The organism is Bradyrhizobium sp. SZCCHNR1098, from assembly GCF_032489375.1.
GTDB lineage: Bacteria > Pseudomonadota > Alphaproteobacteria > Rhizobiales > Xanthobacteraceae > Bradyrhizobium.
Genome location: NZ_JAUEXY010000009.1, coordinates 68346 through 80645 on the forward strand (window position 1 = coordinate 68346; position 12300 = coordinate 80645).

Below are 12300 nucleotides of genomic sequence, written 5' to 3' on the forward strand. Positions count from 1 at the left end.
ATGACGGGGCAGCTCGCGCAGGGTGGATCAGCGCCGCGTGATCCGCCAACTGCGGATGTCACGCCGACGAATAGGGATCTTCCTTAGCTGGGCACCGTCGTCCGGCACGACATTGCAACGCGCGCTCACGCCGCGCAGCCGTCGACCAGCACCAGCCGGCTCGTCGTGGCGCCGTGCCGGATCGCGAAGAGGTGCTGGATCTCGGGATCACCGAGGAAGTCGGTGGCGGTCTGGCGCGACGGGAATTCCAGGATCACCATCCGCTCGGGCGTCCAGCTGCCTTCGACCGGCGTGGGCACCGCGCCTTGGACGATGTAGCGGCCGCCATGCCTCGCGATGAAGGCGGGGATCGCATCGATATAGGCCTTGAACGAGGCGTGGTCGTGAATGGCGAGATCGAGGACGAGATAGGCCTTCATGGCGGGCTCCGCGCGACGCGGTGGATCATACGATCGGAACATCGGCGCAGCCATAAGCGGCCGACAGATCGGTGCGCATTCCGTCGACGTGCGCTTCCGATGCATTCGCGGGGGAGGGCGGATGATACTGCTGCTCATCCGCCCATGCCTGCCCGTTCGGCGACCGTTGCGCGAGCGGCCGCGGCCCGCGGCTCACGTCGTCGCGCGATAGGCTTGCGGGATCACGAACACCTCGTCGGCGCGGCCGTAGCCGCCGTCGGGCACCTCTTCGATCAGCACCATCGTGTGCGGTCGCGCGGCCTCGCTGAAATAGTCGACGAACATCGCGGTCACGCGATGCACGATCTCCTCCTTCTGCGCCTTGGTCAGCGCGGCCTGCGGCACCTTGATGTTGGCGAACGGCATGGGAACTCCTTTGGTGTTGGGCCGGCATCGGCCGGCGGGTGACAGCAGCGCGGCGTCAGATCACGCCGCCATTGACGCGCACAACCTGGCCGTTGACCCAGCCGGCCTCCGGGCTCGTCAGGAAGGCCACGACATCGGCAATCTCGCGCGGCTGTCCGAACCGGCCGAACGGGTTCGCTGCGGCCATCGCGCGCAGCTGCTCGTCGGTCTTGCCGTTGAGGAACATCTCGGTCTCGGTGGGGCCGGGCGCCACCGCGTTGACCGTGATGCTCCGCCGCGCCAGCTCCTTGGCGAGCACATGCGTCATGGCTTCCACCGCGGCCTTCGCGGCGGCGTAGGCGCCGTAGCGCGGCTGATACAGCCCGACCACGCTGGACGAGAAATTGACGATGCGGCCGCCGTCGCGGAGCCGCCGCGCCGCTTCGCGCAGGGTTCGGAACACGCCCGCGACATTCACCTCGAATTGGCGCGCGACATCTGCGTCGCTCAGCTCCGCGAAGGCGCCGAGCGCCATCGTGCCGGCATTATTGACCAGGATGTCGACGCCGCCGAAGGCCTGCTCGGCGGCATCAAACAGCGCCGCCGCGCTGGCGGGATCGGCAACGTCGGCCTGCACGGCGCGCGCGCGGCCGCCGGTCGCCTCGATCTGTTGCACCATGTGCGCCGCGGCCTGCTCGGCCCGGGCATAGTTGATGACGACCGCGACGCCATCAGCGGCGAGGCGTTCGGCGATGGCCGCGCCGATCCCGCGCGAGCCGCCGGTGATGATCGCGACCTGGGATGAAGAATTGGGCATGGTCAGTCTCCCTCTTTTCAATGCGAGCGGACATAGCTGATCGCCTCGTCCGTATAATCGGCCTTGGCTTGACATCAGATGTCGGCCTGGGCGAACAATCGCTATGGATCGCCTGGATGCCATGCGTCTGTTCATTCGCGTCGTCGAGCGCCGCAGCTTCACCGCCGCTGCCGCCGATCTCGGCCTGCCGCGCTCGACGGCGAGCGAGGTGCTGAAGGAGCTCGAGGCGCGGCTCGGCATCCGGCTGATCGAGCGCACCACGCGCCACGTCACCCCGACATTGGATGGCGAGGAGTACTACCGGCGCTGCGTCGGCATCCTCGCCGACATCGAGGAGGCCGAGACTGCACTGCGCGACTCGCGCCCGCGTGGCCTGCTGCGCATCGACGCGCACCCGCTGCTGACGAGGACGTTCGTGCTGCCGCATCTGCCCGCGTTTCTCGCCGCGCATCCGCAGCTCGATCTGCGCATCGGCCAGGGCGACCGCCTGGTCGATCTCGTGCGTGAGGGTGTCGATTGCGTGATCCGCTCCGGCGAGCCGGAGGCGAGCGGCATGATCCAGAGCCGACTCGGCACGATCGAGGAGATCACCGTCGCCAGCCCGGCCTATCTGCGCGAGCACGGAACGCCGGCTGGACCTGATGATCTCGACGGCCACCGCATGGTCGGCTTCATCTCGTCGCGTACCGGCGAGGTGCTGCCGCTCGAATTCACCTGCGGCGGCACGCTGCGCCATCTGGTTCTGCCGAGCCGCGTCACGGTCAACAATTCCGACACGATGATGGACCTCGCCCGGCTCGGCCTCGGCCTGGTGCAGGCGCCGCGCTATCGCTTCGCGCCGGATCTGGTGGATGGCAGCCTGGTCGAGATCCTCGCCGACACGCCGCCATCACCGACGCCGCTGCACGCGCTGTATCCGCAGAACCGGCAGATGACGCTGCGGCTGCGCGTGTTCCTCGACTGGATCACGGCGATATTCGCCCGGGCGAGGCTGTAGCGGTTGGGCAAAGCAGCCGGATGCCCGTTGCTACTTGCCCTTCTCGATCTTCGTCACCGTGTAGCCGGAGGCGTCCTCGACCGCCTCGAACTTCACCTTGTCGCCGGCCTTGAGGCCTTTCAGCAGCGCGGCGTCCTTGACGCGGTAGACCATGGTCATGGCCTCGTCCATGCCAAGACTCTTGGCCGGGCCGTGGTGGAGCGTGATCTTGGCGTTGGCCTCATCGACCTTCTTGACGTCGCCGCTGATCGCCTCGGCGGCGAGGGCAGGGCTCGCGAGAGCGAGAACCAACGCGGCGGCGGTCGTGAGCTGAGAGAACGTCTTCATGATGTGTTTCCTTCTACTGGTGAACTCATAGCGAGGCGTAGGGCGGATGACGCTGCGCTGATCCGCCCTACGCCTTGTCAAGACGGCTTCATCCGTCACTTCACGGCAACGTGGCCGGTCATGCCGAACTCGCGATGATCTGGGATCAGGCAGGAATATTCGAACGTGCCGGGCTTGGTGAACCGCCACAGCAGCTCGGCGGTCTTGTTCGGCGCGAGCCGGGTGCCGTTCGGCTCGTCGTGCTCCATATGCGGGTGCTTCTTCATGACCGCGGCGTGCTTCAGGTTCTCGGCCTTGGTGGCGAGCAGGAACTCGTGATCCTCCTTGCCGGTGTTGCGCAGCACGAAGCGGATCTGCTCGCCGCGCTTGACCTCGATGCGCGCTGGCGTGAACTCCATCTCGCTGAGGAGCACCTCGATGGTGCGTGACGGCTGTTTGGGATCGCCCGGCTCGCCGGCGGAATAGCCGCGCGATCCGTGCTGCTCATGGCCACGGGCCGGTGCGACGATCAGAGCGGCCGCCGCCATTGCGCTGATCGCGAATGCAGTCTTCATGGAGATCTCCTGATGGTGGTCGTCGGTTGATGCGGTGCTTGGTGAATTCAGCGCTGGGTGCGGACCTGCGTCGGTGGGCCGTCGCTTCGCCGCACCGGCTCCGGTGCGCTTGCGACCTCATAGGCCACGCTGCCCTGCGGGAACTGATAAGGGCCGGGATCGCGGTAGTCGTCGCGGGCGAGGCCCTCGCGTACCTTCACGGTCGTGAACATGCCGCCCATCTCGATCGGCCCGAACTGACCGCTGCCGGTCATCATCGGCAGGGTGTTGTCGGGCGCCGGCATCTCCATGCTGCCCATCGCCATGCCGGTGTTGCCCATCACCATGCCGTCGGGCGCGAGCTTGCCGACGGCGGCGGCCAGCTCCTTGCGCGGCACGCCGACCAGGTTGCGCATGTCGTGGCCCATCGCATTCATCGTGTGATGCGACTTGTGGCAGTGGAACGCCCAGTCGCCGGGATTGTCGGCGGTGAAGTCGAGCACGCGCACCGCGCCAACCGGCACGTCGGTCGTGGTCTCCGGGAATTGCGCCGTTTCGGGAAGCCAGCCGCCATCAGTGCCGATCACCTTGAACTTGTGGCCGTGGAGGTGGATCGGATGGTTGGTCATGGTGAGATTGCCGATGCGGATGCGGACGCGATCGCCGAGCCGCACCGGCAGGGGATCGATGCCGGGAAACACCCGCGCGTTCCAGGTCCACATGTTGAAGTCGGTCATCTCGGTGACCTTCGGCAGGTAGCTGCCGGGCTCGATGCGATAGGTCGACATCACGAACACGAAGTCGCGGTCGACCGGCGGCGGCTGCGGCCCGCGCGGATGCACGACGATCATGCCCATCATGCCCATCGCCATCTGCACCATCTCGTCGGCATGCGGGTGATACATGAAGGTGCCGGCGTGCCTCATCTCGAATTCGTAGACGAAGGTCTTGCCCGGCTTGATGTGCGGCTGCGTCAGGCCGCCGACGCCGTCCATGCCGCAGGGCAGGATCACGCCGTGCCAGTGGACGGTGGTGTATTCCGGCAGCCTGTTGGTGACGAAGATCCTGACCTTGTCGCCCTCGACCGCCTCGATGGTCGGGCCCGGCGACTGGCCGTTATAGCCCCACAGATGCGTGGTCATGCCGGGCGCAAACTCGCGGGTGACCGGCTCGGCGACGAGATGGAATTCCTTCCAGTCGCCGTTCATGCGGAACGGCAGCGACCAGCCGTTGAGCGTGACCACGGGCTGATAGTCCGGGCCGGCGCTGGGATGCAGCGGGGGCTGCATCACCGCCTTGTCCATCACCGGCGCTTCGGGAATGGCGGCGGCCTGGACCCGGCCGGAGACGGCGGAGGCGCCGGCCAGCGCCGCGGAGCTGAGCAGTGTGCGGCGTGAAAACATGCGTGCTCTCCTGTCAGTCGTTGCCGGGCGCGACTGCGCTCGCGGTCTGCTGTGCGCTGTCCTCGCTGCTCGCGACTCCGCCATTGACCGCAGCCGACAGCTCGGCCTCGGCGAGGAAGAAGTCTCTGACGGCGTCGATCGCGGCGCGGCGTGACGCCAGGCGCTGCCGCGCCTCGAGCAGCAGCGCGAAGATGTCGACCTGCATGCTGGAATAGCGCAGTTGCATCTCCTCGCTGATGATCCGGCGCAGCGGCAGCACCTCGCGGGCGTAATGGCCGGCGATGTCGAAGGCCGCGCGGTAGCTGCGATAGGCGTCGCGCGCCTCGGAGCGGACGGTGACGGCGCGCTCGGTGAGGCGGTTGAAGGCGATGTTGTAGGTCTCCGCGGCCTGCCGCACGCGGACCTCGCCGCCGTCGAAGATCGGGATCTGGAACTGCACGTCGTAACCGCGTTCGCGGATGACGCGGCCGTCGGGCTCGACGGTCTTGCGATCGAGGCCGGCGAGATCGAGCAGGGTGACGAAGCGCGTCGCCTCGCTGAGCTGCAGCGATGTGGCGAGCGCCGTGAGCTCGAGGCGGGCGATCTGCAGATCGATGCGATGGCCGACGGCATCGGCCTCGACGAAGGGCTGGCTCAGCGGCCGGCGCGGCAGTGCCGGCAGCCGGTCGGGCAGGCGGAAATTCAGATCGTCGCCCCACAGGCCCATCAGCCGGATCAGCCGCTCGCGGGCGCTTCCTGCGGCACGGCGGGCGGTGGCGAGCTCGGCCGTGGTCTCGGCATAGAACACCTGCTCGCGGGCCTGGTCGAGCCGGTTGAGCGCGCCGGTCTCGCCGAGCTTCGAGGCGAGCTTCGCGGTCGCCTCCGCGGCCGATTGCGCCTCGACCAGCAGGGCCGCCAGCTCGTTGGCGGCGACGACGCGCACATGCGCGCGGCGCACCTCCGCGGCGAGCCGCAACGTCGCCAGCGCGGCCTTCAACTGGGCCTGGCGAAACCGCTCGCGCGCGATCTCCGAGCGCAGCGGCAAGGTGGCGAGCGCCAGGATGTCGCCGGCGACCTGGCGCTCGGCCTCCAGCGCGCCGTCGCCGCTGATGCGCATCAGGGAGAAGGTCGGGTTCGGCGGCAGGCTGGCCTCGACCATGTCCGCCTCGCTGAGCGCGAGCGCGTTGTAGGCCGCCTGCAGGCCCTTGTTGTTGAACAGCGCGACCTGCACGGCGGCATCGGCCGACAAGGGCCGGGCGAGCAGGCGGCGCGTTGCAGCGCGGACGCGTTCGGCGTCGTCATTGCCTCTCACGGAGGCGACCTCCTTGCCGGTGGTGTGGCCGGTGATGTCCGCGACGGCGCTCATGCCGCCGTCCGGCGAGAACGAGGCACAGCCTGCGAGCGCAAGTGCTGCGGCGAGCGCCGCGAGCCTGATGATCCCCTGCATGTGGCGCTCCTTAGCGGCTCGGCTCAAGGCGCGGTGCGCCGGGGTCGGTGCGCTGGCCCCAGGCGGCCGGCGCGGCCGGGCGCAGCGGCGTGTAGGGCCCGACGACCCCCGACATGCGCACGGGCGCAACGTTCGCCGCCGGATCGGCCGGATCAGCCCCGGCCAATGCGATCGTGCGCGGCTGGCAGGCGCCGAGGCTCGCCGCGGCAAGCAGCGTCAATGCGCAGGCGGCAACGGAGAATGGCAGGCTGCGCCGCGCCGGAGATGCGGCAGCGGGCGTCGCCATGTATTGCGACAACATGAGGTATCCTTGGTCTGTCGATGAATCGCGAGCAGCCGCGCGCGACACGCGCACGAAGCCGGCGTCGTTCGCTCAGACCAGGACGATGGGGGGCCGATACAGGCGCGGCGGCGTGCGACCGGGCAGGCCTTCGTCGCGCGGGGTCACGCTGGTGGCGGCGAACGAAGCGGGAAGGGTGACCGCCGGCAGCGCGGCAGCGAGGCCCACCGCGCACATCATGGCGCAACAGGGGCCCGGCATCTTGCTGTGATCGTGGTGCGACGGCGCGGGAGCTGGCGCCTGCATCCCAGCGTCTGCAACAGGGTGATCATGATGATGGGCGTGCGCGGTCTCTACCTGCGGCATCGCCGCCAAGATCATCTCGTGATGAGCCGCGTCATGATGAGTGGCCGCAACGGCAACGACGGTCTCGTCGAAGCAGGGCGCCGCCCCATCGCCCAGCGCGAGCGCCACGCCCGGGCTGAGCACGCAGACGAGGTAAGCGAGGACGAGCAGCCGTCCCGCCACCATCAGCATCTTCCGTGTCAGTCCCAACGACATGCGCGCCCAAATCACTCCGATCCGCCGCGCAACCTAATGATAAAGCGCGGCGCCGCCAAGAGGGCCGGACCGTGATCGTGCAGATCCCTCCTGTTGCGCTGCTTCTGCATGCCCAATGCCGCAGCAATGTGGCTTGACCTGATGCGGTGCGGCAACGAAGTTGCGGACATCGTGCACGGACCCAATACAAGATTCGAGGAAGCGCCTCATTTCATTCCGGACTCGCGCCAGGCCTGGGCGCGGCTGGCGCTTGCGCTCGTCATCGGTTCCATCGGCGGCGCCGGGATGTGGACCGTCGTCGTCGTTCTACCGGTCGTGCAGGCCGAGTTCGCCGCCAGCCGCGGCGCGGTCTCGCTGGCCTATACGCTGACGATGTTCGGCTTCGGCCTCGGCGGCGTCGTCGTCGGCCGCATCACCGACCGCTTCGGCATCGTCACCGCGATGGCCCTCAGCATCACCTGCACCGCGGCCGCCTATCTGCTCGCCGGCGCGTCGGTGACGCTGTGGCAGTTTCAGGCGGTGTATTTCCTGATCGGGATCGGTTCGTCCGTCACCTTCGCGCCGCTGATGGCCGAGGCGTCGCACTGGTTCGTGCGCTATCGCGGCCTCGCCGTCACCATCGTCGCCTCGGGCAACTACGTCGCCGGCACGGTGTGGCCGCCGCTGGTGAACTGGGGCGTGCAGCAGATCGGCTGGCGCGCCAGCCATGTCGCGCTCGGTGTCTTCTGCGCGGTGACGATGAGCGCGCTGCTCCTGGTGCTGCGCGCGCGCATGGACGGTGCCGGCGCGCAGGACCATGCCGGCGCGGCGCCGCCGCAACTGGAGCTGCCGATCTCCACCAACGCGCTGACCGTGCTGCTCAGCATCGCCGCGATCGCCTGCTGCGTGGCGATGGCGATGCCGCAGGTGCACATCGTCGCCTATTGCGGCGACCTCGGCTATGGCGTCGCTGTCGGCGCGCAGATGCTGTCCTTGATGATGGCGCTCGGCATCGTCAGCCGGATCGGCTCCGGCTTTCTCGCCGACCGTGTCGGCGGCATGCGGACGTTGCTGATCGGCTCGCTGGCGCAGGGTTTTGCGCTTCTGTTCTATCTGTTCTTCGATGGCTTGACGTCGCTCTATTTGATCTCGGGCATGTTCGGCCTGTTCCAGGGCGGCATCGTGCCGAGCTATGCGATCATCGTGCGTGAGGCGATGCCGGCACGCGAGGCCGCCACCCGGGTCGGCATCATCATCTTCGCCTCGGTGTTCGGCATGTCGTTCGGCGGCTGGGTCTCGGGCGTCATCTTCGACGCCACGGGGTCCTATTCGGCGGCCTTCGCCAACGGCATCGCGTGGAATGGCCTGAACCTGGCCATCGTCGTGACGCTGCTGATCCTGGCACGACGGCAACACCGGCTGGCGGCCTGAAACAAGAGACGTTGCAGCGGAGCCACAGCCGGAGTCCAATATCCGGTTTATATGCACGTCGTCATACAAAATCCCGGCGCCCGCCGCAAATTCATCGAATCACCTCACCCAACTGTGGAACTCGATCGGAGCCGATCGTGGCCATTTGGCCTCGTGCGTGCTCCGCATCGCGAGCTTGGTTGTCGCGAGGTCTCAGCCGAGGCCGCGGTCGCCCGTCGCATGCCTGACGCAGGCAGGCCTCGAGGTGAATGCTCCGGACCGGTCGAGAACGCTGCGGCGGCATCGCGATGGTGCAGGAGGCCGTTGCGCTATGTCCATCGTCACGAAGGCAACTTCGCAAGTCGTGCTCGCCGCGCTCGCAGCCGGACTCATGCTGAGCCAGGCATCGGCGCAGGCGTGGCCGCAGCTGCAACAACAACCGCCGCAGCCGCCGCGCCCGGCAGCGACCCGCTCCATCATCGTGCCTGTCGCCCCGGCCGCCCGGCCGAACGGCGCGCCCGTGATCCCCGCGCCGCCACGTCCCGCCGGCCTGCCGGCGTCGCTGTCGCCCGCGCCCGGCAGCGGGCCGGACGTATGGCGGCTGCCCAACCCGACCGACGTCAACGACGGCACCGTCACCATCATCACCGCGCCGGCCGGCGGCGCCACCTCCGTGTTCGGCTCGGACATGGCGCGCGTGCTCGATGATCAGACCAACGTCCGCGTGCTGCCGGTGCTCGGCAAGGGACCGGTGCGCAACGTCTCCGACATTCTGTTTCTGAAGAGCATCGACATGGGCGCGGTCGCAGCCGACGTGCCCGAATTCTACCGCCTGCAATACGGCATCCCCGACATCACCTCGCAGCTCCGCTACATCGCGCGGCTCTATCACAACGAGATCCATGTCATCGCGCGCTCCTCGATCCGCTCGATCTTCGACCTCAACGGCAAGCGCATCATCGCGCCGACCGATGTCGGCTTCTATTCCGCGCGCGTGATCTTCAACCGGCTCGGCCTGACGGCGTCGTTCGACTATGCGACCGATGATGCCAGATCGATCCAGAAGCTGATCGATGGCGACGCCGACGCCTACATCGTCTCCACCGGAAAGGTGTTCCAGCTCGCCCGCAGCATCAGGAACGACAACCGCGCGCTGCACCTGGTGACGATCCCCTACGACCGCCGGCTGCAGGACCTCTATCTGCCCACGACGTTGTCCTCGGAGGAATATCCGAACCTGCTCAACCCCGGCGAGACGATCGAGACGGTGGCGATCGGCATGCTGCTCGTCAGCTACAATTGGCCGGAGAATACCGAGCGCTATCGCAAGGTGGCGCGCTTCGTCGAGGCGTTCTTCGCCAACTACGACGAGTTCATGAAGCCGCCCCGGCATCCCAAATGGCGGGAGTCGAGCATCGTCGCCGCGATTCCGAACTGGAAGCGGTTCAAGGCGGCGGACGAGTGGCTGCTGGCGCGCAACATGGTGCCGCGGCCGCAGGTTGCCGACGTGCGCCAGACCCAGTTCGAGAGCTTCGTGCGCCAGAGCGGGGGACAGCTGTCCAACGATCCGGCTGAGCGCAGCTCCCTGTTCCGCCAATTCCTGCAATGGCGCCAGCAGCATGGCGGGCCGCCGACGCCGTCGCGCTGAGCTGTCAGCTCGTTGTTGTCTACTTCGCGAGCTCTTTCGAGCGCGCCGTGGCCGCGGCGACCGCCCTGGTCAGCAGCGGCTGGAAGCCGTCGGCTCCCATCAGCACCGACAGCGCCGCAGCGGTAGTGCCGCCCGGCGAGGTGACGTTCTGGCGCAGCGTGGCGGACGGCAGGTCCGATTGGCGCAGCAATTCGCCGGCGCCCGACACGGTGTCGCGCGCGAGCTTCGTCGCCAGGGACTCGGGCAGGCCGGCGGCGACGCCGGCGCGGGCGAGCTCCTCGGCGAGCAGAAATACGTAGGCAGGACCCGAGCCGGACACCGCGGTCACCGCGTCCATCAGCGCCTCCTCGTCGACCCATTCCACCGCGCCGGTGGCGCGCAGCAGCGCGTCGGTCAGCGCCCGTTGCGTGGCGCTGACGTTGGCGGCGGGCACCGCCACGGTGATGCCGCGGCCGATCGCGGCGGGCGTGTTCGGCATCGCGCGCACGACCGCGCCGCCGATCGTTTGCTGCAGGCCGGCGATCGTCGTCCCCGCCATGATCGACAGCACCAGCGTCGCGTCGCCGACCCACGGCTTCAAGGCGGGGCCGGCGTCCGGGAACATCTGCGGCTTGACGGCGACGATGACGACCTCGGCCGGCGCAGCCGCCGTCGGATTGAGGCGGACGCCCCTGGCCACCAGCGCCGTGATCTCCGCGGATGGCATCGGCTCGATCACCACCACGCGCGCAGGATCGAGCCCGCCGGCCAGCCACCCGGTCAGCATCGCGCCGCCCATCTTGCCGGCGCCGGCCAGCACGATGGTGCCGGTGAGCTGATGAAGCAGGTTGTTGTCCGCTGATGTCACGACGCACTCCGCTGTCGTCCCTGCGAAAGCAGGGACCCATAACCACCGGCGGTTCTAGTGGAGCAGGGGCAGAGCGACAAGCGTCGCGCGCCAGACGGACATCACGCGGTATGGGTCCCTGCGTGCGCAGGGACGGCACCGCGTGTGAGGAAGCGGCGGCGGCTTACGCCTCGCCGTCGGTATCGAACAGCGCGGCCGCCATGGCCTCCTGGGTCGACTTGCCGGCCCAGACCACGAACTGGAAGGCCGGGAAATAGCGCTCGCAGGCGTGGATGGCGCCGGCCAGCATGCTCTCGCATTGCAGTCCCGACGCGGTGATCCCGCCGGGCAGCACCAGGGCCTGGCGGTGCATCACCATGCCGGTGTGGGTCCAGATGTCGAAATGGCCGAGCCAGAGCTGCTCGTTGATCGCGGCGATCAGCCGCTGCACCTCGGCGCGGCGCGCTTCCGGAATCTTCATGTCGAAGGCGCAGGCCAGATGCAGGGCCTCGATCTCCGCCATCCAGGTGAAAGAGAGCTGATAGTCGGTCCATTGCCCCTTGGAGGCGATCGTGATCTCGTCCTCGCCGGAGCGCTCGAACATCCAGTTGTTGTCGGCCGCAATGGTCTCGACCACGCTCAGCGGGTGGTCGGTGGAATCGATAGTGCTTTCGAGCAGGGACATGCCGTCTCGACCTCGTCTTCTTGATCTCGTTGGTACATACGCGGCGACCCGGCCCACGCCCTCTCGGCGCTTCGAGACCCGGCTTGCAGTCCCGGAGGTACCCCGGGCGTGCGAGGACAAACTGATGTGATTTGCGGAATCTGCGCAACGGGGGGGCGAGTCCGTCCACAGCCAAACACCGCTTCGTCCACAACTCCTGTCCGGCCTGTGGAATCATGGCCGAATGAGAACAAAACGGAATCGGATTCGCCGCAACCGCCCCGTCCGAGCCGATTTGGCCGCGGCAACGGCCGCGAGCGGCTGCATGGCCGCCCGTCGCGGACCGCGGGCGTGAGGCCTTGCCGCAGCCGCCGACCGCCTGCATAGTTCATTCAGGCCGTCCATCCGGGCGGCCGATGTTCTCAGGGCGGGGCGAAATTCCCCACCGGCGGTAAGCGTTCTCGGTCGAGCGCGAGCCCGCGAGCGCCTTCTCGGCAAGGCACGGTCTGGAGAATTCTGTTCTCCGGACCGCGTCGTGCAGAGAAGGGTCAGCAGATTCGGTGCGACTCCGAAGCCGACGGTCACAGTCCGGATGAAAGAGAACGGGTCCCGGCACCCCGCGCAAT

14 protein-coding genes and 1 riboswitch are annotated in these 12300 nt (G+C 68.0%); of the genes, 3 read left to right on the forward strand and 11 right to left on the reverse strand.

Annotation, left to right across the window (positions count from 1 at the left end; genetic code table 11):
* Positions 1 to 125: 125 nt before the first annotated feature.
* From QX135_RS19665 to QX135_RS19675, 3 genes are all read right to left on the reverse strand, one after another.
* Complete coding sequence (locus QX135_RS19665) at positions 126 to 419, reverse strand: DUF1330 domain-containing protein (RefSeq protein ID WP_315784020.1); 294 nt, start codon at positions 417 to 419, stop codon at positions 126 to 128.
* 192 nt (positions 420 to 611) lie between these two features.
* On the reverse strand, positions 612 to 824 hold the full coding sequence (locus QX135_RS19670) for a 4-oxalocrotonate tautomerase family protein (protein ID WP_315734040.1): 213 nt from the start codon (positions 822 to 824) through the stop codon (positions 612 to 614).
* 55 nt (positions 825 to 879) lie between these two features.
* A complete protein-coding gene (locus tag QX135_RS19675; protein ID WP_315784022.1) occupies positions 880 to 1620 on the reverse strand; it encodes an SDR family oxidoreductase in 741 nt (246 codons plus the stop codon).
* Between the two features lie 103 nt (positions 1621 to 1723).
* Here QX135_RS19675 and QX135_RS19680 point away from each other — a divergent pair, with 103 nt between their 5' ends.
* Entirely contained in the window at positions 1724 to 2617 is an 894-nt protein-coding gene (locus tag QX135_RS19680) for a LysR family transcriptional regulator (RefSeq protein ID WP_315784024.1), read from the forward strand.
* 30 nt (positions 2618 to 2647) lie between these two features.
* Here QX135_RS19680 and QX135_RS19685 read toward each other — a convergent pair whose 3' ends face one another.
* The 6 genes from QX135_RS19685 to QX135_RS19710 form a co-directional block, all read right to left on the reverse strand.
* A complete protein-coding gene (locus QX135_RS19685; RefSeq protein WP_316179984.1) occupies positions 2648 to 2944 on the reverse strand; it encodes a copper-binding protein in 297 nt (98 codons plus the stop codon).
* A 95-nt stretch (positions 2945 to 3039) separates the two neighbouring features.
* Positions 3040 to 3498, reverse strand: coding sequence for a cupredoxin family protein (locus QX135_RS19690; RefSeq protein WP_315796948.1), 459 nt, complete (start codon positions 3496 to 3498; stop codon positions 3040 to 3042).
* 47 nt (positions 3499 to 3545) lie between these two features.
* A complete protein-coding gene (locus tag QX135_RS19695; protein ID WP_316179982.1) occupies positions 3546 to 4880 on the reverse strand; it encodes a copper oxidase in 1335 nt (444 codons plus the stop codon).
* A gap of 13 nt (positions 4881 to 4893) precedes the next feature.
* Positions 4894 to 6306 carry a TolC family protein gene (locus QX135_RS19700; protein WP_316179980.1) on the reverse strand — a complete coding sequence of 471 codons (1413 nt, stop codon included), beginning with the start codon at positions 6304 to 6306 and terminating at the stop codon, positions 4894 to 4896.
* Positions 6307 to 6316: 10 nt separating this feature from the next.
* On the reverse strand, positions 6317 to 6607 hold the full coding sequence (locus QX135_RS19705) for a hypothetical protein (protein WP_316179978.1): 291 nt from the start codon (positions 6605 to 6607) through the stop codon (positions 6317 to 6319).
* A gap of 72 nt (positions 6608 to 6679) precedes the next feature.
* Positions 6680 to 7147: a hypothetical protein gene (locus QX135_RS19710; protein WP_316179976.1), complete on the reverse strand. Its 468-nt coding sequence runs from the start codon at positions 7145 to 7147 to the stop codon at positions 6680 to 6682.
* Positions 7148 to 7318: 171 nt separating this feature from the next.
* On the opposite strand from QX135_RS19710, the gene QX135_RS19715 reads away from it, so the two are divergent.
* A complete protein-coding gene (locus QX135_RS19715; protein WP_316179974.1) occupies positions 7319 to 8557 on the forward strand; it encodes an MFS transporter in 1239 nt (412 codons plus the stop codon).
* Between the two features lie 310 nt (positions 8558 to 8867).
* Complete coding sequence (locus QX135_RS19720; RefSeq protein ID WP_316179972.1) at positions 8868 to 10184, forward strand: TAXI family TRAP transporter solute-binding subunit; 1317 nt, start codon at positions 8868 to 8870, stop codon at positions 10182 to 10184.
* A gap of 19 nt (positions 10185 to 10203) precedes the next feature.
* Here QX135_RS19720 and proC read toward each other — a convergent pair whose 3' ends face one another.
* Both proC and QX135_RS19730 read right to left on the reverse strand, forming a co-directional pair.
* Positions 10204 to 11031: a pyrroline-5-carboxylate reductase gene (gene proC, locus QX135_RS19725; protein ID WP_316163769.1), complete on the reverse strand. Its 828-nt coding sequence runs from the start codon at positions 11029 to 11031 to the stop codon at positions 10204 to 10206.
* A gap of 163 nt (positions 11032 to 11194) precedes the next feature.
* Positions 11195 to 11695, reverse strand: coding sequence for a YbjN domain-containing protein (locus QX135_RS19730; RefSeq protein WP_315771836.1), 501 nt, complete (start codon positions 11693 to 11695; stop codon positions 11195 to 11197).
* 393 nt (positions 11696 to 12088) lie between these two features.
* Positions 12089 to 12282: riboswitch (FMN riboswitch) on the forward strand.
* Positions 12283 to 12300: the final 18 nt, after the last annotated feature.